At 62.4% G+C, this 23672-nt stretch carries 20 protein-coding genes and 1 tRNA gene; 8 read left to right on the top strand and 13 right to left on the bottom strand.

The window, feature by feature from the left end:
* The first annotated feature begins 2 nt into the window (after window positions 1-2).
* From uvrC to MRBLPB4O_RS19125, 3 genes are all read left to right on the top strand, one after another.
* Complete coding sequence (gene uvrC / locus MRBLPB4O_RS19135) at window positions 3-1826, top strand: excinuclease ABC subunit UvrC (RefSeq protein WP_041167660.1); 1824 nt, start codon at window positions 3-5, stop codon at window positions 1824-1826.
* Window positions 1827-1859: 33 nt separating this feature from the next.
* Complete coding sequence (gene pgsA, locus MRBLPB4O_RS19130) at window positions 1860-2420, top strand: CDP-diacylglycerol--glycerol-3-phosphate 3-phosphatidyltransferase (RefSeq protein ID WP_016498771.1); 561 nt, start codon at window positions 1860-1862, stop codon at window positions 2418-2420.
* 63 nt (window positions 2421-2483) lie between these two features.
* Window positions 2484-2559, top strand: a tRNA-Gly gene (locus MRBLPB4O_RS19125).
* Window positions 2560-2829: 270 nt separating this feature from the next.
* Here the strand turns inward: MRBLPB4O_RS19125 and MRBLPB4O_RS19120 are convergent.
* From MRBLPB4O_RS19120 to MRBLPB4O_RS19100, 5 genes are all read right to left on the bottom strand, one after another.
* Entirely contained in the window at window positions 2830-4176 is a 1347-nt protein-coding gene (locus MRBLPB4O_RS19120; RefSeq protein WP_341796287.1) for an OprD family porin, read from the bottom strand.
* Between the two features lie 187 nt (window positions 4177-4363).
* Window positions 4364-5380: a histone deacetylase family protein gene (locus MRBLPB4O_RS19115; protein ID WP_341796286.1), complete on the bottom strand. Its 1017-nt coding sequence runs from the start codon at window positions 5378-5380 to the stop codon at window positions 4364-4366.
* A gap of 26 nt (window positions 5381-5406) precedes the next feature.
* A complete protein-coding gene (locus MRBLPB4O_RS19110) occupies window positions 5407-6339 on the bottom strand; it encodes a glyoxylate/hydroxypyruvate reductase A (RefSeq protein ID WP_341796285.1) in 933 nt (310 codons plus the stop codon).
* 1 nt (window position 6340) lies between these two features.
* Window positions 6341-7099, bottom strand: coding sequence for a class II aldolase/adducin family protein (locus MRBLPB4O_RS19105; RefSeq protein WP_174370010.1), 759 nt, complete (start codon window positions 7097-7099; stop codon window positions 6341-6343).
* Window positions 7099-8409, bottom strand: a complete 1311-nt coding sequence (locus MRBLPB4O_RS19100; RefSeq protein WP_341796284.1) for an MFS transporter — start codon at window positions 8407-8409, stop codon at window positions 7099-7101. Before MRBLPB4O_RS19100 ends, MRBLPB4O_RS19105 begins: the two co-directional genes overlap by 1 nt.
* A gap of 155 nt (window positions 8410-8564) precedes the next feature.
* On the opposite strand from MRBLPB4O_RS19100, the gene MRBLPB4O_RS19095 reads away from it, so the two are divergent.
* Together MRBLPB4O_RS19095 and MRBLPB4O_RS19090 are read left to right on the top strand one after the other, a co-directional pair.
* On the top strand, window positions 8565-9542 hold the full coding sequence (locus MRBLPB4O_RS19095; protein ID WP_341796283.1) for a LysR family transcriptional regulator: 978 nt from the start codon (window positions 8565-8567) through the stop codon (window positions 9540-9542).
* A 366-nt stretch (window positions 9543-9908) separates the two neighbouring features.
* Window positions 9909-10115: a hypothetical protein gene (locus MRBLPB4O_RS19090; protein ID WP_241799429.1), complete on the top strand. Its 207-nt coding sequence runs from the start codon at window positions 9909-9911 to the stop codon at window positions 10113-10115.
* 797 nt (window positions 10116-10912) lie between these two features.
* Here MRBLPB4O_RS19090 and MRBLPB4O_RS19085 read toward each other — a convergent pair.
* The gene (locus tag MRBLPB4O_RS19085; protein ID WP_341796282.1) at window positions 10913-11428 is read right to left on the bottom strand and encodes a DUF4880 domain-containing protein; all 516 of its coding nucleotides are present in this window, start codon (window positions 11426-11428) and stop codon (window positions 10913-10915) included.
* A 430-nt stretch (window positions 11429-11858) separates the two neighbouring features.
* Window positions 11859-12170 carry a hypothetical protein gene (locus tag MRBLPB4O_RS19080; RefSeq protein WP_341796281.1) on the bottom strand — a complete coding sequence of 104 codons (312 nt, stop codon included), beginning with the start codon at window positions 12168-12170 and terminating at the stop codon, window positions 11859-11861.
* An 88-nt stretch (window positions 12171-12258) separates the two neighbouring features.
* Here MRBLPB4O_RS19080 and MRBLPB4O_RS19075 point away from each other — a divergent pair, with 88 nt between their 5' ends.
* The gene (locus MRBLPB4O_RS19075) at window positions 12259-12966 is read left to right on the top strand and encodes a LexA family transcriptional regulator (RefSeq protein WP_341796280.1); all 708 of its coding nucleotides are present in this window, start codon (window positions 12259-12261) and stop codon (window positions 12964-12966) included.
* Between the two features lie 318 nt (window positions 12967-13284).
* On the opposite strand, the gene MRBLPB4O_RS19070 is transcribed toward MRBLPB4O_RS19075, so the two are convergent.
* The 4 genes from MRBLPB4O_RS19070 to MRBLPB4O_RS19055 are packed head-to-tail and all read right to left on the bottom strand — an operon-like array spanning window position 13285 to window position 18843.
* Window positions 13285-15237, bottom strand: a complete 1953-nt coding sequence (locus MRBLPB4O_RS19070) for an acetyl/propionyl/methylcrotonyl-CoA carboxylase subunit alpha (protein ID WP_341796279.1) — start codon at window positions 15235-15237, stop codon at window positions 13285-13287.
* A complete protein-coding gene (locus MRBLPB4O_RS19065; protein WP_341796278.1) occupies window positions 15234-16049 on the bottom strand; it encodes a gamma-carboxygeranoyl-CoA hydratase in 816 nt (271 codons plus the stop codon). The genes MRBLPB4O_RS19070 and MRBLPB4O_RS19065 overlap by 4 nt, the downstream gene beginning before the upstream one ends.
* 3 nt (window positions 16050-16052) lie before the next feature.
* Window positions 16053-17660 (bottom strand): carboxyl transferase domain-containing protein, encoded by a 1608-nt coding sequence (locus MRBLPB4O_RS19060; protein WP_016498805.1) that lies wholly within the window; start codon window positions 17658-17660, stop codon window positions 16053-16055.
* Window positions 17661-17679: 19 nt separating this feature from the next.
* Complete coding sequence (locus tag MRBLPB4O_RS19055; RefSeq protein ID WP_341796277.1) at window positions 17680-18843, bottom strand: isovaleryl-CoA dehydrogenase; 1164 nt, start codon at window positions 18841-18843, stop codon at window positions 17680-17682.
* A gap of 236 nt (window positions 18844-19079) precedes the next feature.
* On the opposite strand from MRBLPB4O_RS19055, the gene MRBLPB4O_RS19050 reads away from it, so the two are divergent.
* A complete protein-coding gene (locus MRBLPB4O_RS19050) occupies window positions 19080-20765 on the top strand; it encodes an AMP-binding protein (protein WP_341796276.1) in 1686 nt (561 codons plus the stop codon).
* 116 nt (window positions 20766-20881) lie between these two features.
* Here MRBLPB4O_RS19050 and MRBLPB4O_RS19045 read toward each other — a convergent pair whose 3' ends face one another.
* Both MRBLPB4O_RS19045 and MRBLPB4O_RS19040 read right to left on the bottom strand, forming a co-directional pair.
* Complete coding sequence (locus MRBLPB4O_RS19045; protein WP_341796275.1) at window positions 20882-21118, bottom strand: hypothetical protein; 237 nt, start codon at window positions 21116-21118, stop codon at window positions 20882-20884.
* A gap of 98 nt (window positions 21119-21216) precedes the next feature.
* The gene (locus MRBLPB4O_RS19040; RefSeq protein WP_162838450.1) at window positions 21217-21378 is read right to left on the bottom strand and encodes a hypothetical protein; all 162 of its coding nucleotides are present in this window, start codon (window positions 21376-21378) and stop codon (window positions 21217-21219) included.
* A gap of 139 nt (window positions 21379-21517) precedes the next feature.
* On the opposite strand from MRBLPB4O_RS19040, the gene MRBLPB4O_RS19035 reads away from it, so the two are divergent.
* Entirely contained in the window at window positions 21518-23536 is a 2019-nt protein-coding gene (locus MRBLPB4O_RS19035; RefSeq protein ID WP_341796274.1) for an alpha-1,4-glucan--maltose-1-phosphate maltosyltransferase, read from the top strand.
* The last annotated feature ends 136 nt before the right edge of the window (window positions 23537-23672 follow it).

Here is a 23672-nt window from a genome sequence, read left to right as displayed (position 1 = left end):
TCATGTCCCAAGCTTTTGATGCCAGCGCATTCCTGGCGACCTGTAGTGGTCGCCCGGGCGTTTACCGAATGTTCGACGCCGAAGCCCGGCTGCTTTACGTGGGCAAGGCCAAGAACCTCAAAAAACGCCTGGCCAGCTATTTTCGCAAAACCGGCCTGGCGCCCAAAACCGCCGCGCTGGTAGCCCGTATCGCCCAGGTGGAAACCACCATCACCGCCAACGAAACCGAGGCGTTGCTGCTGGAGCAGAACCTGATCAAGGAATGGCGGCCGCCGTACAACATCCTGCTGCGCGACGATAAATCCTACCCCTACGTGTTCCTGTCAGACGGCGAGTTCCCGCGGTTGGGCATTCACCGTGGGGCGAAGAAGGCCAAGGGCCGCTACTTTGGCCCATACCCCAGCGCCGGGGCCATCCGCGAAAGCCTCAGCCTGCTGCAAAAGGCCTTTTCGGTGCGCCAGTGCGAAGACAGCTACTACGCCAACCGCACCCGGCCGTGCCTGCAGTACCAGATCAAACGCTGCAAAGGGCCCTGCACCGACCTGGTCACCGCCGAGGAATACGCCGACGACGTGCGCCATTCGGTGATGTTCCTTGAAGGCCGTAGCCAGCAATTGGGCAACGAGCTGAATGCCGAGATGGAGAAGGCCGCCATGGCCCTCAATTTCGAAAAAGCCGCCGAGCTGCGCGACCAGATTGCCCTGTTGCGCCGCGTGCAGGACCAGCAGTACATCGAGGGCGGCAGCGGCGACGTCGATGTCATCGCCGCTTTCGTGAACCCGGGTGGTGCCTGCGTGCACCTGATCAGCGTCCGCGGCGGCAGGGTGCTGGGCAGCAAGAACTTCTTCCCGCAGGTGGGCATCGAGGAGGAGGTGGCCGAGGTCATGGCCGCATTCCTCTCCCAGTACTACCTGGGCAACGCAGAGCGCGAACTGCCCGGCGAGCTGATCGTCAACGTTGTTCACGAAGACTTCGACGCCATCACCGAAGCACTGCACACGCTGCGGGGCCGTGAACTGACCATCAGCCACCGGGTACGCGGCACGCGCGCCCGTTGGCAGCAGCTGGCAGTGACCAATGCCGAGCAGGCGCTGAATGCCCGCCTGGCAAACCGCCAGCACATGGCTGCACGCTTTGAGGCCTTGGCCGAAGTCCTAGGCCTGGACGAAGTGCCGCAGCGCCTGGAGTGCTACGACATCAGCCATTCCAGTGGCGAAGCCACCGTGGCCAGCTGCGTGGTATTCGGCCCCGAAGGCGCGCTCAAGTCCGACTATCGCCGCTTCAACATCGAAGGCGTCACGGCCGGCGATGACTACGCCGCCATGCACCAGGCCCTGACCCGCCGTTACGGGCGCATCAAGGACGGTGAGGGCAAGCTGCCTGACGTGTTGCTGGTGGACGGCGGCAAGGGGCAGCTGAACATGGCTCGCGATGTGATGCAGGAACTGGGCTTCACCGACCTGACCTTGCTCGGTGTAGCCAAGGGCGTAACCCGCAAGGCCGGTTTTGAAACCCTGTACCTGAACGACGTGCACCACGAGTTCACGCTGAAAGGTGATTCACCGGCCCTGCACCTGATCCAGCAGATCCGCGACGAAGCCCACCGTTTCGCCATTACCGGCCACCGCGCTCGCCGCGGCAAGGCCCGCCGGGTGTCCAGCCTGGAGGATGTAGCCGGGGTAGGGCCCAAGCGCCGGCGCGACCTGCTGAAACATTTCGGCGGCCTGCAGGAGCTCAACCGCGCCAGCGTCGATGAAATCGCCAAAGCCCCCGGCATCAGTAAAAAGCTTGCCGAGTCGATTTATGCCAGCCTGCATAGCGAGTAGAATGCCGGGCTCAACTTGCAGCCAGTCGTACCGATGAATATTCCAAACCTGCTCACCGTTCTACGCGTCCTGCTCATTCCGTGCTTCATTCTGCTGTTCTACATGCCCTATCACTGGAGCTACATGGCAGCCAGCAGCGTGTTTGCCGTTGCCGCCGCCACCGACTGGCTGGACGGCTACCTGGCGCGTCGCCTGCAGCAGAGCACGCCGTTCGGTGCGTTCCTGGACCCGGTGGCCGACAAGCTGATGGTGGCGGTGGCTTTGGTGCTGCTGGTGCAGACCCACGCCAACTTCTGGCTGACCCTGCCGGCGGCGGTCATCATTGGCCGCGAAATCGTGGTGTCGGCCCTGCGCGAGTGGATGGCCGAGCTGGGTGCGCGGGCGCACGTGGCGGTGTCCAACCTTGGCAAGTGGAAGACCGCGGCGCAGATGCTGGCGCTGGTAATCCTGCTGGCCAACCCGCCAGCGGTAACGTTCTGGGTCATTCTGGGCTACGGGCTGCTGCTGGTGGCGGCGGGGCTGACGCTGTGGTCGATGGTGCACTACCTGCTGGCCGCCTGGCCGCACCTGCGCGAAGGCTCCGAGCAGAAATAAACTTTTTTTGAATCAAGGGGTTGACGCTGTTTTAGAAATCGCTAGAATGGCACCCATCACGACGCGGGAATAGCTCAGTTGGTAGAGCACGACCTTGCCAAGGTCGGGGTCGCGAGTTCGAGTCTCGTTTCCCGCTCCAAATTCGATCCTCAGTGCGTCGCTGGGATCAAGAAAGAAGAGGCCATAGGGCCTCTTTTTTATGCCTGCATTTTATTGATGTTCTCCTTTCTCAAGGCAAACACAAGCCCTGTAGCAGCAGCCTTGTGCTGCGAAGAGGTCATTGCAGCCGAAGATAATCTTCAGCCTTACCGGCCTCTTCGCAGCACAAGGCTGTTCCTACAGGTTGATGCGTTAGTCTGAGTGATGGTGCAAGACCGTTGCTCCGATAGCCCCGCGCAGGGTTGCCGGGCTATTTCAGAAAGTTCAGGTCCAGTGGGTAGTCCAGAATGATTCGGGTCTGGTCCAGGTCATTGGCGATTGCGCCGTAGTCGCCGCCCGTGCGCATCGACGCATGCAGCAGCCGCACGGAAAGGTTTTTCGCAGGCCCTGACTGCACCACGTATTTCACCCACAGGTCCCGTTCCCATTGCGACCCGTCGCGCACCGCCTCGAACCGTGTATAGGCACCCCCGGCATCGCGGCCATCGATATCGGTACCGCGTATGTAGCGCGCTGTGAAGCTCAGCCCAGGGACGCCAAAGACGGCAGCGTCCAGGTCGTAACGTGCGCTCCAGGCCCTTTCGTTGGGGCTGTTGAAGTCGCTGCCTTGTGAGGCCGCATCCAGTTCGATGTCGAAACTGTTCCAGACATAGTCGAAAGGCTGGTCGCCGTCGATGCGGGTATAAGCAACTTCGAACTTGTGCCCGCCCTGTGCGTAGCCCACCCGGGCACTCCAGGCATCGTTGCGTATGTCGCCAAGCAGCGAGGTGCCGGTGTCGCGCGTGCGGTAGTAATTGGCGCCGGTATTGAATACGCCACCCGCCTTCAAAGGCACCCGGTATTCGATCGATGCAAATTGCTGGTTCCAGATATTGTCAAGTTCCGACCCGAACAGCTTGATCTTCACATTGTCGAGGCCGGTGTAGATACCGCCGTAATAACTGACAAAGTCACTGTCGGCCTGGCGACCACCGTAAGCGGTACCCAGCTTGCCGCCGTGATTGGTTGCTGCCCGGTCGCTGCTGGAGGTAAAGCGCCCTGCATTGAGGGCCAGCCCGGCGAAGGTATGATCGGTGACGTTCCAGCCTCGGAGCGTTTGCGGCAGCAGGCGGATATCACCGTACTTGAGTACTGGCGAATCCGGGAACAGGTCGCCATAAGCCAGTTCGGTGCTTCCAACCCGCACCTTTACCGCGCCACCGGCCTTGGAGTACTCATGCTTGGGATCGCCCTGGTTGTCGCGCGCGACGATGCCGCCATTGCCGATACCGTCGCCAACCCGGCCCTTGCCACCGTCGAGCTTTATTGCGCCCATGTAATGCAAGTCGAGGCCGAACCCTACCAGCCCTTGGGTATAGCCGGAATTGAACTTGGCCAGCACACCTTGCGCCCATTCCTGGCGATAACTTTGCCGCTCGCCGGCCGGGTTGAGGTAGCTGCCGTTGCGGTTGTCGGCGTTCCAGTAGAAGTTTCGCAAGCCGACCGTGGTGGTACTGTCTTCAATAAAACCATGGTCCGATTCAGCCGCGCAGGCGATCGAGCCAAACAGGCAGGCACTCGCGCCTGCCATCCCCAAGGTGAAAGTTTTGAACGACATGAAGACTTCCTTATTGCCAGATTCAAGAACGGCAGCGTGAAGATTTATTGTTATTGCCCCTGCGTCTGCGGCGGGCAGCCGGGGGCCTGATCGCTAACTTGCGGGTGCGGCAAGTTGCGCTCTTTATTGTTGTATTGCTCGGTAGGCCGGGTTGCTCGAGGCAACCCGGAGCACATCGGGTTTTGCCTCAGGCAGTCATGCCGGTAAAGAAGCGCGCGGCATTTTCATCCAGGGTCGCAATGTCGTAGCCACCCTCCTGGACCACCACGCAAGGTAGGCCCAGCGCCTTGATCCGCTGCCCCAGCAGGCGGAACCCTTCATGGCTGACGTGTACCTTGGACTGCGGGTCGTTTTCGTAGATGTCAAAGCCCAGCGACAGCACCAGCACGTCCGGGGCGAAGGCGCGCAGCGCCGTTGCCGCCTTGTCCATGCAGGCAAAGAAATCCGCTTCGCTGGCGCCATGGGCCATGGGCAGGTTCAGGTTGAAGCCAGCCCCTGCGCCAGCCCCGGTCTCATCATCGAACCCGGCGACCACCGGGTAGAAGTTGGTCGGGTCGCCATGAATCGACACGTACAACACATCGTCCCGTTCGTAGAAGATTTCCTGGATGCCTTGGCCGTGGTGCATGTCGGTGTCGAGCACTGCGACTTTGCCGAACTTGCCACGCAGCACCTGGGCGGCGATTGCGGCGTTGTTAAGGAAGCAGAACCCACCTGCCGCTTCGGCGCGGGCATGGTGCCCTGGTGGCCGGCACAGGGCATAAGCGGCCTGGTCGCCTTCGATCACCGCATGTGCCGCGGCCACCGCGCTCTGCGCCGACCAGTAGGCGGCCTGCCAGGTGTGCTCGCCGATCGGGCAGCTGCCATCGGCCAGGTAGCGGGCCGTCTTGCCGAGGATACCGCGCAAGGGGTTGCCTTCACGGATGTAAATGTTCGACATCACCTCGTCGCCCCAGTCTTCCGGCACTTCGTGCCACTGCTGGTAGGCGCTGCCCAGGTAGTCCAGGTACGCCTGGCCATGCACGGCCGCCAGCGGGGCCAGGCCGTGGTCGGCGGGTTCGAAAAGCGGGTAGCCGAGCTTTTCGACTACTGCCAGTAGCGGGTCGATGCGGGCCGGCACTTCCTGCGGTTGGCGCATCTGGCCACGCGACAGGTAGGAGCGGGGGTGGTGCAGGCGTTGAGCAGGATGGAAAAACGTTTTCATGAATCACCTCTTGGTAACGCGTGCGGTCAATAACCCAGTTCGGGATCGACCAGATTGTTCAGTCCCAGCCCGGCACTCAGGCGCGACACGTTGTCGGCCACTTGCCGGGCGATGCACAGGTCGGACGCGGCCGAGGCCATGTGCGGTGTCACCCACACGCCGGGCGTGTGCCACAGCGGCGAATCGGCAGGCAACGGCTCCTGTTCGAACACATCGAGCAAGGCGCCGCGCAACTGCCCGCTGGCCAGCGCCTGGCGCAGGTCGTGCGGGTTGAGGTGCTGGCCACGACCACAGTTGATCAGCGCGCTGCCTTCTGCCATGTGCCGGAATACGGCATGGTTCAGTACGCCATGCGTGCTGGCGGTGAGGGGCAGCAGGTTGACCAGCACATCCAGCCCGGCGAGGAAGCCTTGCAGTGAAGCCGGGCCTGCGAAGGTGGCTACGCCATCGACCTGGCGCGGCGTGCGGGCCCAGCCGCGCACGTCATAACCCGCCGCCGCCAGCCGCTGCGCCACCGGTGCGCCAATCGCGCCCAGGCCCATCACGCCGACCCGGAAATCCCCCGCCTTGCGCTGCACCGGGCGCTGCCAGTGCTGGCTGGCATTGCCGGCGATCACCCGGTCGAAGCCCCGGTGAAAGTGCAGCACGCCCCAATGCACGTACTCGCTCATGCCCTGGGTGTGGTCAGGGTCGACAACCCGGCACACGGGCAGCGACGCATCGCGTGAGCTGTCCTGCGCCAGGTGATCGATGCCCGAGCCGATCGAGTGCACCAGGCGCAGGTTCGGCAAGCGGCCAAGGCTACCTTCGGGCGGGAACCAGCACACGGCCACTTCGGCGTGCCTTGCGCCGGCATCTTCCGGGCGCAACACGTTCAGCTGCGGGGCGTGCTCGGTGAACAGCGCGGCCAGCCAGTCAGTCAGCGCCGGGTTCTGGCAAAGCAATACGAGGCTGGCCATGTCAGCTGCACCACTCGCTGCGCTGCGCGTCGATCAGGCTGAGCGCGGCCTGCCAGGCCATGTCGATGATGCCGTCGATGCCATCGCGCCCGAACTGTGCGGCGGTGTGCCGGCACACTTCCTCGCTGGGGATGTTCAACGCCACGCCGGCAGACATCGCCTGGATTTGAGCCTGGCAAGCGCGCTCCAGGAAATAGATTTCGTGGAACGCTGCCGCCACGTTGCTACCTGCGGCGAGCAGCCCATGGTTGCGCAGGATCATCGCCTTGTGCGCGCCAAGGTCGGCCACCAGCCGTTCGCGCTCCTCCAGTGACAGCGCGATGCCTTCGTAGGTGTGATACGCCAGGTTGCCGTAGAACTTCAGCGCGTGCTGGGTCAGTGGCAGCAGGCCGTCACGTTGTGCTGCCACCGCCATGCCCGCTGCCGTGTGGGTGTGGATGATGCAGTGCAGGTCCGGGCGCGCCTCGTGGATCGCCGAGTGGATGACGAAGCCGGCCGCATTGACCTTGCCGCCGTTGAAATGGCTGTCGACCACGTTGCCGTCCAGGTCGATCAGCACCAGGTCGCTGGCGCGCATCTTCTCGAATGCCACGCCATAGCGGTTGATCAGGAAGTGCCGGTCAGGCCCGGGTACACGCAGGGTGATGTGCGTGTCGATCAGGTCGGTCATGCGGTAGTAGGCGATCAGGCGATACAGCGCAGCCAGCTCGCAGCGTGCTTGCCATTCGGTTTCTGACATGGCGTGAGGCTTGTTGCTCATCAGGCGATTCCTTGCGAAGTGGAGAGGGCGACCGGCCTGGCGCTGGCGTTGCGCAGGTGCGAGAGCCCCAGCACGCCGGCCAGCGACATCAAGGCCAGCACGCTGAAGAACAGCGCCAACGGTACCCATTGCCCGGCGAACTGGCCGGCAACGAACGTGCCCAGCATTGGCGTGAGGCCACCGGTCAGGCCGCTGCCCAACTGGTAGGCGATGGAAATGCCCGAGTAACGGACCCGGGCCGGGAACGCTTCGGCCATGTAGCCGGCAATTACCGCATACAGTGCCGACAGCATGACCACGGCCAGGGCGATGCCGGCCGTCATGTAGATCACATTGCCGGTTTGTACCAGCAGGAACATCGGGTACGGCACCACCATGCACAGTGCAGCGACCCAGGTCAGGAAACGCCCTTCGCCCAGGCGCTCGGCGAGCATGGCCGAACAGGGTTGTGAGAGAAACTGCAGGATGGTGACCACGAACAGGCAATCGAGAATGGTGGTCTTGGCGATGCCCTGATACTGGGTGACGTAGGTGATCATGAAGGTGTTGGTGAAGAAGAACCCGCCGGAGCCGATGGTTACGGCCAGGGCTGCGAAGACGATGTTCCGCCAGTGGTTGCGCAACACTTCGCGCACTGGGTTGTCGCTGGTCTGGTCGCTGTCCTTGACCTCGGCAAATTCTGGTGACTCCGGCACGCCGAACCGGATCAGCAAGCCGACGATCATCAGCAGCCCGCTCATCAGGAACGGAATACGCCAGCCCCAGCTCATCAGGTCTTCCGTCTCCATTGCAGTAATGAAGCGGAAGGCGATCAGCGCCAGCAGCAGGCCCGCCGGGCTGCCCCACTGGGCAAACGAAGCGAAGAACACCTTGCGGCCCTTGGGCGCATGCTCGCTGGCCATCAGCACCGCGCCGCCCCATTCACCACCGACCGAGATGCCTTGTAGCAGGCGCAGGAATATCAGGCCGATGGGGGCCCAGATACCGGCTTGTGCGTAGGTCGGCAGCAGGCCGATGCAGGTGGTGGCCACGCCCATCAGTACAATCGTGACCAGCAGCATTTTCTTGCGCCCCAGGCGATCGCCCAGGTGGCCGAACACCATGCCGGCGAACGGCCGTGCGATAAAGCCCACGGCAAAGCTGCCGAACGCGGCCATGGTGCTGAGCATCGGGTTTTCGCTGGGGAAGAACAGCTGCCCGAGCACCAGGGCTGCGGCGAAGGCGTAGATGTAGAAATCATAGAATTCGATGGTGGTGCCAATAAAGGCAGCCGCCGCGGCACGACGCGGGGTGGGGGTATTGCTCTTCATCTGAGGCTCCTGGGCGTCATTGTTATAGGCAGGAGAAGGAGAGCCCTGCACGGGCAGGGCAAAGGCACTCTGGCGGTGCGTTGCTAGATGTTGAGCCAAGTCCTATGCTAGGAAAAGCTTCTAATTTAAATACTCAAGTATAAGACCAACAAATAATGACGCCGACATCGACGCCCCCGGCAAGAGACCCGGAAGCCAAGCGTTTCCTTAACGACCGCCTTGACTGGAACCTGTTGCGGACGTTTCTGGTAATCGGCCAGGAGGGCAGCATCAGCCGGGCTGCGGCACGCCTGCACCTGAGCCAGCCGGCCGTCAGCCAGGCGTTGCGGCGTTTGGAGGAGCAACTGGACAGTGCCTTGGTGGTACGTCGTGGGCCACGCATCAACCTGTCACAGGCGGGGGAGGAGGTGATGCAGATCGCGGCCGAGCTGTACGGCACGGTCTCGCGCCTGGGGCCTGCGCTGGACAGCCCGGCCGAGACAGTGACGGGCAAGATCCGCCTGCTGAGCATCAGCCGCATCCAGTCCCGTGCCTACGACGACTTCCTGGCGCAGTTTCACAGTGACTACCCGCAGGTGGAACTGGAAATCGATGTGCTGCGCAGTTCGGATGTGGTCAGTGGCCTATTGCAGAAGACCGCATCATTCGGTTTGAGCCTGTGTCGCACACCCCAGCCAAGGCTGGAGCAACGGGTGCTGCTAGAACAGCGCTACGCGTTTTTCTGTGGCAAGCGCCATCGTTTTTTTGGTCGCAAGAACCTGACCGTCGCGGACCTTCAAGGCGAGAACTTTGTCAGCTTCACCAGTGACCAGATGGGCGGTAACCTGTCGCCGCTTACGGTGTTTCGCGATCAGCAGGGCTTTACCGGGCGCATTGTCGCGTCGTCTCCGAGCCTGGATGAAATTCTTCGGCTGGTGGGGGCTGGTTATGGCATCGGCTGCCTGCCGGAGCACATTGTTGCGGCGGATGTGCTGGCCAACGAGCTCTGGCGTCTGCCGCCATGGGACGGGGTGATCGATGTGAACGTGTACCTGCTCTGGAACCGCGAGCAGAAGTTGACTCAGGCCGAGTCGATATTCTTGGAGCGGTTCCAGCAGATGCTCATGACCACAGACCCGGTCGAGCGGTTTTAATTGGCATACAGAGGCGTGCGGTAGATCGTTATGGTCCCGATTACACCGCTCCTAGAAAAGGTTCGCAAGCTCAATGGCAAAGTAGATGAGTTTGTTGGAAGCATCGAAGCTCTGCCCCCCATGATTACGAGATGCAGCACTAATATGAAACATCCACTTCGCTACCTAGGATGATCAGGGGTCGCTAGCTGGATCACTGATCCTGCCACAACTAGGGATAGGGATTTGAACCCGCCGACGATCTCAATAGACCTCCCGAGGCCAGCAGAAACGGCTATTCTCACCCTAGCGGATGTCCTGTATATTCTTTACACGCTAGGACTTCCCTAAATTTGCCCTTAGAAATCTCGTATCTGGAGCATGCGCATGGATGACCAAGCCTCAACCACAGCCGACACCCTTGAGCTGTTGCATCTGAACCAAGTCGCCATCAGAGCAGCTCTGGAGGAGCTCTCGCTGTGGGTGAGCCATCGCGGCTCAGTCCACATACATGAGAACGTCATGGCTGCGCTAGCGACTCTTGATATCCATTCTGAGGCGATCTCAGCCGGGGTAGAGCGCCTGCGGGCGTGAGCGATCCAAAGTATAGAGGTGGTCTAGCACAACGAGCCCATCAGTCATTGGTTCAAATTCACTCGCTTCGGGGGGGCAAGGCTTTTGGCGGGGGTTCGCCCGGATATCTTTCTAAGCTAGGTTCCGACGATCCGCGATAGTTATCAGAGCCGCAGACTGGTGTGCAATATGATATACCCGATTTGCACGTCGCAGCACTTGAAACTGCACCCGGAAGTCCAAATCCTAGAGGGCTTAAAAGGTCACTTATGGACGTGCGTAGGTGGCAGAGCACGTCGAATAGTTATCTGTTTTGAAGTGCGTGGGTTGAACCTTAAAGCACGCATTGGTAATTTAGCCAATGTCCTAAGTGTGAACCGCTAAAATGCAATTATTACGTTGACGTTGGCACACTAGAGGCTCGCATTGGTTTGGCACTATCTGATCGATCCTCTGGTGCAACATTGGCTGTTGGTGAGGCCCGCTGAAAATCAGCTTGAGCAAACAGAAAGCCCGCATTTTTTGTTCGGTAACGAATAGACAGATGACAGCGCCTACTGTTGATTGCGTGACTGGATGCTCGAGAACTTCGAATGAGAGGCTTGACCCCAACATGCAACCAGCCCTGCAGTGCAGGGTTTAATCATACTGAGTGACGCGCCAAGTAGTGTATCTATGAGAAAGCCTCATCGGTAAGCCTCCCAAAGTTTTGCCTAATCCTCGGCAGAATTTAGCCGGATTCGGTTCAAAGATGTGATCGGGCTCGCGCGGCGGGCCATCGCCTGCACGGGCTTCGCTTCACAATTGAAGTGCGTAGCTCAGGCCCAGAAGCCAAGCAGCACCAACGCCGCCACGCCAAGCCCAACCGCAACCGAACAGCCGCCCAGCGACAGCGCTGCCCGGCCTTGCCGATACCAGCCGTCATGGCCAAGCTGCATAGCCGGTGCCAGCAGGCTGCGCCAGCGCAATTCTGTCTCGTGAAACGCCTGCAAGTTCGCTTGGTCCGCATCCAGCCAGCGACGAAAGTCGATCCGTTCGCAAGCCGTCACCTGTGGGCTTTGCAAGCGCACGTACCATTGCCCGGCAACACTCGCCAGCACATCCCGGCGCGAGCGACCGGCCTGCAGCGCCTGGTCCATGTTCCGCTCGATGCTCGCCAGGGGCAGGTCGAGGCGGGCGGCGATGGTGGCGAAATCCAACTGGTCGAGGCGGTTGAGCAGGAATACTTGCTGCACGCGGCGGGGCAGCCGCTTCAGGGCATGCAGCAGGGCGTGGTCGGCATCGTCTTCGGCAACAGGCGTTGGGTGTTCAAGCGGCAGTAGCAGACGGGTCATGGACAGCTCCTTGCTTGAAGGGGAGGGGTGGGGGCATCTTCCTTGATGCGAGACCAGCGTAGGCGAAACGAGATTGATTCTCAAGTGCTGATTCCGCAAAGTTTTGTAATGAGCGTTCACGCCCTGAAACACCTTTGCTATCATGCGCGCCATCACGATCTTCATTAGCCTGAAGAGCAAAAAAAAGACCCGGCAAAAAGCCGGGTCAAAAACCGTGATTAGCCTGATGAGGAGATAATCTGAGAGCGACCTAAGCTCCAGGTTATCCAGCAGATCTCGCGATCAGCTGAGTGCAATAATAATCGTTATCATTTGCCAGTCAAATGAATTTTCGCTAATTCGGTAAAAAAGTTTTACCGATGCGCTTCCTTGTCCCGGCAGTCGGGGCCTCTGCCGTTCGCGGCCATCACGTTCTCTCCCTCCTTTTTACTCAGAAATCCGGATCTGCGGCGCGCTTGTGCTCCAGCAGGGCGCGGGCCATGTCCATCATGTGCATCAACGCGTAGGTCAGCTCGCGCTGGCTGCCGTGCTGGTGGCTGGCGGTTTCCTGCGCTGTAGCGGCGGCGCAGCGCAGCAGGGCGATGGCGTGCTCCCGGGCCTGGTCGCCGGTGACGCTCTCGTGCAGGGCCCAGATCTTGTTGTCGAGGGTCGGGCGCTGCGGCTTGGGGTTGAGGTAGTAGTCGAGGGCGCGGCGGGCGGCTTCGCTGTCGAGATCTGTTTCGTCGTTTTTCGGTGGTTTCATCCTGATACCTGCTAGAGCCAGTAGGGGAAGGGGTCCGACCGATAATAATACCTAGGGTATTTTCGCGCCCTTTGATAAATAATACTGAATGTTTATTGAGCGGCTAAAGGCAGTCCGTATCGTGCCAGCGATGAATATGGATAAATGGATTGCCCTCGTCCGTGACCGGATGGAGGAGCTTGGGCTCACTCAAGAGCAGCTTGCCGAGCGCGTTGGCGTGTCTCAAGGCAGCGTAGGGCATTGGGTGAACAAGCGGCGTCAGCCGAAGATCGAGTCGATGAACCGTACGTTCGTCGAGATTGGCATGCCTCACTACAACGTCAGTCTGCAACTGCGCATCCAGGGGCAGGTTGGCGAGGAGCGTGGCGTTTATCAGATGGATGACGCCGATGACGATCTGGACCTGATGCAATACATCGTGTGTTTCCGCTACCCGGTGTTTGCCTGGAATGAGCTAGGTGTTGCAGAGCGTGAGGAGCCGGGGGTGTTCGAGCAGACGGACTACCTGGCCCAAGGCAAGGCGTTCTGGTTGCCGGTTGAAAATGACGCGATGAGCGCTGTCAGTGGTCGCAGTGTGCCACAAGGCATGCGGATGCTGGTCGACCCAGGTGTGGAGGCTGAGGCCGGGCGCTTGGTTATCGCTCGTCAGCCGGGCAAGCCGGCGATTTTCCGCGAGCTGGCCGAGGAAGGTGGGCAGCGTTATTTGAAGGCACTGAACGGCAACTACCCGGCGCTGTTGTGCGAAGAGGGCTGCGAGTTCCTGGGTGTGGTCGTGCGGGTGCATGGGGCCTTTTGAATGGGTTTGAGTCATTGATGTTGTTTGAAGGGGCACGTCTTGGTTGTTGTGTCGTCCTCAAGATCGAGCGCCGCCCGCGCGGCGCATCGCGAGCAAGCTCGCTCCTACATCTGTTTCGGGCCAGGTATTCCTGAGGCAGGCGCGCGCGGCCCCTTGGCGTCCACCTCAATATCACGTGGAACAAACAAGGCGGTCGCGCGTGTTTGCGCAGGCGTTACTGGCCCGAAACAAATGTAGGAGCGAGCTTGCTCGCGATGCGCCGCGCGGGCGGCGCTCGATCTTGAATCCCCTACAAATCTCTAGCCAACCGCCTCAACATCACTCAGCCAGTTCGACCAGCACCGTCCCTTCGCTGACCATATCCCCTTCCTGGCAGAACAACGCCTTCACCGTCCCTCCATGCGGCGCACGAATGCTGTGTTCCATCTTCATCGCCTCCAGCACCACCAGTGCCGTACCGGCTTCAACCACCTGCCCCGGCTCGACCAGAACCCGCACGATGCTACCGTTCATGGGCGCACCCAGGCCGCCTTGATGACCATGGCTGGCCTCGGCTTCGGCAATCGGGTCGAAGGCCTGAATGGCGTGCATCTCGCCATCCCAGTGCAGGTACAGGGTGCCATCGCGGCGGATTGCCAAATGCTGGCGGCGCACGCCTGCCTGATCGTGCACCAGTTGCTCACCCGCTAGCTGCCAGGTGGACGCAGCGCTGCGCTCCAAGGCAACCGCCTGGTCCTGCCCGGCGCTTGCCAGATGCAGGCTGCTGCGTGCCGGCAGGCCCAAGCGCAGGCCGTTGTGCGCACCCCACGGCGAACTGCGGTCGTCATTGCGCTGATGCTCGGGCTGCCCCTGCAGCCAAGCTTCGGCCGCTGCCTCCCAGAAGCCCGCCGGCAGCGCATGGGGCGCCGGCAGCAACACATCCTGGTGGCGGGGAATGAAGCCGGTGTCCAGCTCTGCCGCCACAAACGCCGGGTGGGCGAGAATGCGGCGCAGGAAAGCAATGTTGGTCTTCACCCCGCCAATGGCGAACTCGTCGAGCATGGCCAGCAAGCGCAGGCGCGCCTGTTCGCGGTTTTCACCCCAGGCAATCAGCTTGCCCAGCATCGGGTCGTAGAAGGGCGACACCACGTCGCCTTCGCTGACCCCGCTGTCCACCCGCCGGCCTTCGCCTGGCGCCGACTCACGGTACAGCGCAAGCGTGCCGGTCGCGGGCAGGAACTCGTTGGCCGGGTCTTCGGCATACAGCCGCACTTCGATGGCATGGCCAATTAGCGGCACCTGTTCCTGGGTGAGCGGTAGTTGCTCGCCGCAGGCCACGCGAATCTGCCAGGCCACCAGGTCCAGGCCGGTGATGGCCTCGGTGACCGGATGTTCCACTTGCAGGCGGGTGTTCATCTCCATGAAGAAGAACTCGCCACGGGCATCGAGCAGAAACTCCACGGTGCCGGCACCCACATAGCCGATAGCCTGCGCCGCACGCACCGCCGCTTCGCCCATGGCCCGGCGCAGTTCGGGCGACAGGCCGGGGGCAGGGGCTTCTTCGACCACTTTCTGGTGGCGGCGCTGAATCGAGCAGTCGCGTTCGTTGAGGTACAGGCAGTTGCCGTGCTGGTCGGCAAATACCTGGATTTCGACGTGACGCGGCTTGAGCACATACTTTTCCACCAGCATGCGCGCATCGCCGAACGACGACTGCGCCTCACGCTGGGCCGAGGCCAGGGCGTCAGCCAGCTGGCTTTCTTCCTCGACCACTTTCATGCCCTTGCCGCCGCCGCCGGCGCTGGCCTTGAGCAGCACCGGGTAGCCGATGCGTTCGGCGGCGGCACGGAAGGTGTCCAGGTCCTGGGCTTCGCCGTGATAGCCCGGCACCAGCGGCACGCCAGCGGCGTCCATCAGCGCCTTGGCCGCCGACTTGCTGCCCATGGCGTCGATGGCGGTGGCAGGTGGGCCAAGGAAGATCAGCCCGGCCTGTTCGATAGCGCGGGCGAAGCCAGCGTTCTCCGACAGAAAACCATAGCCCGGGTGAATCGCCTGGGCACCGCTGGCCTTGGCAGCGGCCAGCAGCTTGTCGACCAGCAGGTAGCTTTCGGCGGCCTTGGTGCCGCCCAGGTCGACGCGGATATCCGCTTCGCGGCTGTGCCGGGCGTCACGGTCGGTGGCGCTGTGCACGGCAACAGTGGTCAGGCCCATGGCCTTGGCGGTGCGCATTATCCGGCAGGCGATTTCGCCACGGTTGGCGACCAGCAGGGTGGTCAAAGCGGGGCGGCTCATGGGCGCGGTTCCTTCTTGTCATCGGTTTGCCAGGCGGGGCGGCGTTTTTCCAGGAAAGCGCGCAGGCCCTCCTGGCCTTCGGCGCTGACGCGGATGCGGGCGATGGTGTTCTCGCAGTAGCGGCGCAGGGCCGGGCTGAGTTCGCCGTCGTCCACTTCGCGCAGCAAGTCCTTGGTGGCGCGCAACGCTTGTGGGCTGTTCTGCAGCAGGTTGTTCACCCACGCTTCGACCTGGGCGCCCAGCTCACTGGCCGGGTACACCTCGGCCAGCAGGCCCAGCTCGCGGGCCCGTATGCCGCTGAAACGCTCGGCAGTGAGGGCATAGCGGCGCGCGGCGCGTTCACCAATCGCCTTGACCACGAACGGGCTGATGACTGCGGGCGCCAAGCCAATGCGGACTTCCGACAGGCACAACTGGGCGTCTTCGGCGCCGATGGCCATGTCACAGCAGCTGATCAGGCCCAGCGCGCCGCCAAAGGCTGCACCTTGGACCACGGCCAGGGTAGGCGCCTTGAGGCGGTGCAGGGCGTACATCAGCTCGCCCAGTTCGTGGGCATCATCCAGGTTGGTGTTGAAGTCCAGCTGCGCCGACTGCTGCATCCAGGCCAGGTCGGCGCCGGCGCTGAAGTGCCGGCCACGGCCGCGCAGCAGCACAAAGCGCAGGCCGGCGTCTTCGGCCAGGCGGTCGATGGCCACGATCAGCTCGCGGATCATCTGTGCGTTGAAGGCGTTGTTCTTGTCCTCGCGGCTCAGCCACAGGGTGGCGAAGCCGCGTGGGTCACGGATCACTTCAAGGGTGCTGAAATCGCTCATGGGTCACATCCGGAAAATGCCGAAGCGGCTCTGTTCGATCGGTGCGTTCAGCGCGGCAGACAACGCCAGGCCAAGTACATCGCGGGTTTGTGCCGGGTCGATGACACCGTCGTCCCACAGGCGGGCGCTGGAATAGTAGGGGTGGCCCTGGTGCTCGTACTGGTCGAGGATCGGTTGCTTGAGCCTGGCCTCGTCCTCGGCACTGAAGGGCTGGCCGCTGCGCTCGCTTTGCTCGCGCTTGACCTGCGCCAGCACGCCAGCGGCCTGTTCGGCACCCATCACGCCAATGCGCGCGTTGGGCCACATCCACAGGAAGCGTGGGTCGTAGGCGCGGCCGCACATGCCGTAGTTGCCGGCGCCAAAGCTGCCGCCAATGATCACCGTGAACTTCGGCACCTGGGCACAGGCCACGGCGGTGACCAGCTTGGCGCCGTGCTTGGCGATGCCGCCTTCTTCGTACTTCTTGCCCACCATGAAGCCGGTGATGTTTTGCAGGAACAGCAGCGGGATGCCACGCTGGCAGGCCAGCTCGATGAAGTGCGCGCCTTTTTGCGCGGCTTCGGCGAACAGGATGCCGTTGTTGGCCAGGATCGCCACCGGGTAGCCATGCAGGTGGGCGAAGCCGCACACCAGGGTGGTGCCGAACAGGGCTTTGAACTCATCGAACACCGAGCCATCGACCAGCCGCGCGATCACTTCACGCACGTCGAACGGTTGCTTGGCATCGGCTGGCACCACGCCATACAGCTCGTCGGCGGCATACAGCGGCGCCACCGGGGCCAGGCGCTGCAGCTTGCCCAGCTTGTGCCAGTTGAGGTTGGCCACGCTGCGCCGGGCGATGGCCAAGGCGTGCTCGTCGTTATCCGCGTAGTGGTCGGCCACGCCGCTGGTGCGGCAATGCACATCGGCGCCACCCAGGTCTTCGGCGCTCACCACTTCACCTGTAGCGGCCTTTACCAGCGGCGGCCCGGCGAGGAAGATGGTCGCCTGCTGGCGCACCATGATCGCTTCGTCGGCCATGGCCGGTACGTAGGCGCCGCCAGCTGTGCACGAGCCCATCACCACGGCGATCTGGGGGATGCCCTGGGCGCTCATGTTGGCCTGGTTGAAGAAGATCCGCCCGAAATGCTCGCGGTCGGGGAACACTTCGTCCTGGCGCGGTAGGTTGGCGCCGCCCGAATCCACCAGGTAGATGCACGGCAGGCGGTTCTGCTGGGCGATGGTTTGCGCACGCAGGTGCTTCTTCACCGTCAGCGGGTAGTACGAACCGCCTTTGACCGTGGCGTCGTTGGCCACGATCATGCATTCCACGCCTTCGACGCGGCCGATGCCGGCGATCACGCCAGCGGCGGGCACGTCTTCGCCGTATACCTCATGCGCAGCCAGCTGGCCGATTTCGAGGAATGGCGAGCCCGGGTCCAGCAGGCGGTCGATGCGTTCGCGCGGCAGCAGCTTGCCACGCGACGTGTGCCGTTCCTGGGCTTTGGGCCCGCCGCCCTGTGCCACCTGGGCGAGCAGGCCGCGCAGGGCCTGAACCTGTTCGAGCATGGCCGCGCTGTTGCCGGCGAACTCCGCCGAACGCGGGTTGATCTGGGTGTGCAAGGTAGCCATGTGCGCCCGTCCTTTATGTTCAGCGGGTTTCGTTGAACAGTTCGCGGCCAATCAGCATCCGGCGGATTTCGCTGGTGCCGGCACCGATTTCGTACAGCTTGGCATCGCGCAGTAGGCGGCCCGCCGGGAATTCGTTGATGTAGCCGTTGCCACCGAGAATCTGGATCGCCTCCAGGGCCATTTGCGTGGCGCGTTCGGCGGTGTAGAGGATTACCCCGGCAGCGTCCTTGCGGGTGGTCTCGCCACGGTCGCAGGCCTGGGCCACGGCGTACAGGTAGGCGCGGCTGGCGTTCAGTTGGGTGTACATGTCGGCAATCTTGCCCTGGATCAGCTGGAACTCGCCGATGCTTTGGCCGAACTGCTTGCGGTCGTGAATGTAGGGCACCACCAGGTCCATGCAGCTTTGCATGATGCCGGTTGGGCCACCGGACAACACCACACGCTCGTAATCCAGGCCGCTCATCAGCACGCGTACGCCGCCGTTGAGCTGGCCGAGTATGTTTTCTGCCGGCACTTCCACGTCATCGAAGAACAGCTCGCAGGTGTTGGACCCGCGCATGCCCAGCTTGTCGAACTTGTTGCTGCGGCTGAAACCTTTCCAGTCACGCTCGACGATGAACGCGGTAATGCCGTGCGCGCCCTTGTCCAGGTCGGTCTTGGCGTAGATCACGTAGGTGTTGGCGTCGGGGCCGTTGGTGATCCAGGTCTTGCTGCCGTTGAGCACGTAGTAATCGCCGCGCTTTTCGGCGCGCAGTTTCATCGATACCACGTCGGAGCCGGCGTTGGGCTCGCTCATGGCCAGCGCACCGATGTGCTCGCCGCTGATCAGCTTGGGCAGGTACTTGAGCTTCTGTTCATGGGTGCCGTTGCGGTTGATCTGGTTAACGCACAGGTTGGAATGGGCGCCGTAGGACAGTGCCACCGAGGCCGAGGCGCGGCTGATTTCTTCCATCGACACCACGTGGGCCAGGTAGCCAAGGCCGGCGCCGCCATACTCTTCCGACACCGTGATGCCCAGCAGGCCCATGTCGCCGAACTTGCGCCACATGTCGGCGGGGAACAGGTTGTCGTGGTCGATCTGCGCGGCCCGCGGGGCCAGTTCGGCGGCAACGAAGGTGCGCACCTGGTCGCGGAGCATGTCGATGGTTTCGCCCAGGGCGAAGTTCAGGGAGGGGTAATGCATGCTGGGGCACCTTCTTGTTCTTGAAATTGGGTTACATCGCAGCTTGGGGATCCACCCCGCTCCCACAGGGGGCGGCGTGGCGCCTCGAGTGGATGTCGTTCATCACCTTTACGTTAACGTAAACCTGCATGAGGTCACTGTCAATCCGCTCATCACCTTTACGTAAACGTAAATCTGCGCCAGAGTATTCCCGCTTGCTTCAGTCGTGCCCAGAACAACCACAAGAAGGGACACCCATGAGTCAACCGAGCTATACCCGCGGTCGCCAGGACCAAGCCTTGCTGACCCAGACCATCGGCCAGGCCTTCGATGCCACGGTGGCCCGCTGTGCCGATGGCGAGGCGCTGGTGTCGCGCCACCAGGGCCTGCGCTACAGCTGGCGGCAGTTGGCCGATCAGGTCGAAGTGCATGCCCGCGCGCTGATGGCCCTGGGCGTGAACACCGGCGAGCGTGTCGGCATCTGGTCGCCCAACTGCGCCCAGTGGTGCATTTTGCAGCTGGCCAGTGCCAAGGTCGGCGCCATCCTGGTCAACATCAACCCGGCCTATCGCGTGGGTGAGCTGGAATACGTGTTGCGTCAGTCCGGCTGCCGCTGGCTGGTGTGTGCAGATGCCTTCAAGACGTCTGATTACCACGCCATGGTCCAGGAACTGGTGCCAGAATTGGCCTGCGCCACGCCAGGTGAACTGGTCAGTGAGCGCCTGCCGGACTTGCGCGGCGTGATCAGCCTGGCCGCCAACCCGCCTGCCGGCTTCCTGCGCTGGCATGCACTGGCCGAAAAGGCTGGGCAGACAACGCTAGAGGCCTTCACCGCCCGCCAGCAAGGCCTGCAATTCGACCAGCCGGTGAACATCCAGTACACCTCCGGCACCACCGGTGCGCCCAAAGGTGCCACGCTCAGTCACTACAACATCCTCAACAACGGTTTCATGGTGGGTGAAAGCCTTGGCCTGACAGCCAGCGACCGTATGGTGATCCCGGTGCCGCTGTACCATTGCTTCGGCATGGTCATGGCCAACCTCGGCTGCATCACCCACGGCAGCACCATGATCTACCCCAACGACGCCTTCGACGCCGAGCTAACCCTGCGCGCCGTGGCCGAGGAGCGTGCCAGCATCCTGTACGGCGTACCGACCATGTTCATCGCGATGCTCGATCACCCCTCGCGTGCGCAGATGGACCTGTCGACCCTGCGCAGCGGCATCATGGCCGGCGCCACCTGCCCGATCGAGGTGATGCGCCGGGTCATCGACCAGATGCACATGGCAGAAGTGCAGATCGCCTACGGCATGACCGAAACCAGCCCGGTGTCGCTGCAAACCGGCCCGGACGACGATCTGGAGCTGCGCGTGACCACCGTCGGTCGCACCCAGCCGCAGCTGGAGAACAAGCTGGTGGACGCCGATGGCTGTATCGTCGCCCGCGGCGAGATCGGCGAACTGTGCACCCGCGGCTACAGCGTCATGCTTGGCTATTGGGACAACCCCCAGGCCACGGCGGATGCCATCGACCCGGCCGGCTGGATGCATTCGGGCGACCTGGCGGTGATGGACGAGCAGGGCTATGTGCGCATCGTTGGGCGGAACAAGGACATGATCATTCGCGGCGGCGAGAACATTTACCCACGTGAGCTGGAGGAGTTCTTCTACACCCACCCGGCGGTGGCCGATGCGCAGGTGATCGGCATCCCGTGTAGCCGCTATGGCGAAGAGATCGTAGCCTGGATAAAGCTGCACCCGGGGCATAGCGCCACGGTCGAGGAACTGCAGGGTTGGTGCAAGGCACGCATCGCCCACTTCAAGGTGCCGCGGCATATCCGTTTCGTTGACGAATACCCGATGACGGTGACCGGCAAGGTGCAGAAGTTCCGCATGCGGGAAATCAGTGTGGCGGAGATCTCGGCGGTATCTGCGGGTTGTTGAGGTGTTGGGTCAACCGGCCCTTTCGCGGGTAAACCCGCTCCTCCAGGGCCCGCGCCGACCTAGGATACGGCGCAGTACGTGTGGGAGCGGGCAAGCCCGCGAAAGGGCCGAAATGGTCAACGCTCATTCAGCGCCTTGTACAGTTCGCCCGCAACCTCGGCAACGCTCAGGTAGTCACGCCGCAAACGAACGCTGTAACGCGCTTCCAGCTGCATCAACGCAAATTCGCATTTGTCCCTGTCCAGATGCGCCAACAAGGTACCTGGCCCCGAGTCGACCACACCTGCATCCTGAAGCATATCGACCACTTGTCGCTCGAATTCCTCACGCTGCCGGCGGGTTGCGGTATCCACGATGAAGGAGGCTCCTGGCTTGATATCGAGAGCCTCAATCTTCAGCACAACCCATCGGCACCGCTACTGGCAAAAATATCAGGTAGCGTGGTCTACCCTTAAGCCTTCACCGGTGGCTCCTGGCTCGGCGGGTCGCCCACCGTTGGCGGCATGGTTGGCTTGATCGGCAGCTCGTCCGGGTCTTCTTCCGGCACGGGCGGCGGCAAGCTGGGGTCGTCGATATTGGGATCGGGGGTTTCCGGTGGAATGGGAATGTTCATGGCCTGACCTCGCGTGGGTGGGTGAAGAGGTGCTGTAGGCTCTGACCGCTGGCAGCTGCCGTTCGCTCAATTATTTTGAACCCCCCGCCTGTACCCGGCTCTGAACCCTTACCGCCACCAGCCTGAGGGAGCAAGGTCGATGTCACGAAACGAGCCCTTTGAAAGCGTGCCCACGGCGAACGATCACCCGGACCAGGCCATCAGCTTGTCCCAGGCGCTGCTGGCGCCGCGTATCGTGATCGAAGACACCGAACCCGCGCTCGAAGCCGGCACCTTCGCCGCCAAGGCCATCAGCGGCCAGCCAGTGGCGGTCAGCAGCAAGGTCTACAGCGATGGCCACGACCGCCTGGCGGTGATGCTCAACTGGCGCCAGGCCAACAGCCGGCGCTGGCATTGCGTGCCGATGCAATCGGCGGGCAACGACCTGTGGTTGGCCGAGTTCACCCCCACCGAACTTGGCCCGCACCTGTTCAGCATCGAGGCCTGGGTCGACCCGTTCGCCACCTATAGCCATGACCTGGAGAAAAAGTACAACGCCGGTGTCGAGGTAAAACTGGAACTGGAAGAGGGCCGCTTGATGCTGGGCAAAGGCATCGAGCTGTGCAGCGGTGCCGTGCGCGATGAGCTCGAAGCGCTACAGCAGCGCTTGGCGGAGCTGGATACCGACGGGCAGGTGGCACTGTTGCTGGGCCCGGACGTTGCGCACCTGATGAGCGAAGCGGGGCACCGCAGTTACCTGGCCCGCAGCCGCGAGTTCCCCGTCGATGTCGACCGCCCGGCCGCGCAGTTCGCCAGTTGGTATGAGCTGTTCCCGCGCTCGATCACCGATGACCCGCAGCGCCACGGCACCTTCAATGACGTGCACCAGCGCCTGCCTATGATCCGTGACATGGGCTTCGATGTGCTGTACTTCCCGCCCATCCACCCCATCGGCACGCAGCACCGCAAAGGCCGCAACAACGCCCTCAAGGCCGAACCCGGCGACCCTGGCAGCCCGTACGCTATCGGCAGTGCCGAAGGCGGCCATGACGCCCTCCATCCGCAGCTGGGCACGCGGGAAGACTTTCGTCGACTGGTTGCCGCCGCCGCTGAGCATGGCCTTGAAATCGCCCTGGATTTCGCTATCCAGTGCTCGCAGGACCACCCATGGCTCAAAGAGCATCCCGGCTGGTTCAGCTGGCGCCCGGACGGCACCATTCGCTATGCCGAGAACCCGCCGAAAAAGTACCAGGACATCGTCAACGTCGATTTCTACGCCCCGGACGCCGTCCCTTCGCTGTGGCTGGCGCTGCGCGACGTGGTGCTCGGCTGGGTAGAGGAGGGCGTGAAGACCTTCCGCGTCGACAACCCGCACACCAAGCCACTGCCGTTCTGGCAATGGATGATCGCCGATGTGCGCGCCCGCTACCCGGATGTGATCTTCCTTGCCGAGGCATTCACCAAGCCCGCGATGATGGCGCGCCTGGGTAAGGTCGGCTACGCGCAAAGCTATACCTACTTCACTTGGCGGAACACCAAGCAGGAACTGCGCGAATTCTACGAGCAGCTCAACCAGCCGCCGTGGAGCCAGTGCTACCGGCCGAACTTTTTCGTCAACACGCCGGATATCAACCCGTTCTTCCTGCACACCTCCGGTCGCGCCGGCTTCCTCATCCGCGCCGCGCTGGCCACCATGGGTTCGGGCCTGTGGGGCATGTACTCCGGCTTCGAGCTATGCGAAAGCGCGCCGCTGCCAGGCAAGGAGGAATACCTGGATTCGGAGAAATACCAGATCCGCCCGCGCGATTTCACCCAGCCGGGCAACATCATTGCCGAGATCGCCCAGCTCAACCGCATTCGCCGGCAGAACCGCGCCTTGCAAACCCACCTGGGCGTGGCGTTTTTCAACTGCTGGAACGACAACATCCTGTACTTCGCCAAGCGCACGCCAGAGCGTGACAACTACATCCTGGTGGCGATCAGCCTCGACCCGCACAACGCCCAGGAGGCGCATTTCGAGCTGCCACTGTGGGAGCTGGGGCTGGATGACAACGCCGAAACCCATGGTGAAGACCTGATGAACGGCCACCGCTGGTCGTGGTACGGCAAGACCCAATGGATGCGCATAGAGCCGTGGCACCAGCCGTTCGGCATCTGGCGCATCGAAACAGCCCGGTAGAGCCAGGCACACATCTCCTTGTGGGAGCGGGCGTGCCCGCGAACACCGGCGCCGCCGGTGCCAAACACTGCGGTGGCTGATTCGCGGGCATGCCCGCTCCCACAGGTATGGGGTCAAGTCAGTTGCTTGCAGAGCA

It is taken from the genome of Pseudomonas sp. LPB4.O (assembly GCF_038383825.1).
In the GTDB taxonomy this organism is placed as follows: domain Bacteria; phylum Pseudomonadota; class Gammaproteobacteria; order Pseudomonadales; family Pseudomonadaceae; genus Aquipseudomonas; species Aquipseudomonas putida.
Note: the sequence above shows the minus strand (reverse complement) of the source record. Positions and strands in the feature narration are given on the sequence as shown.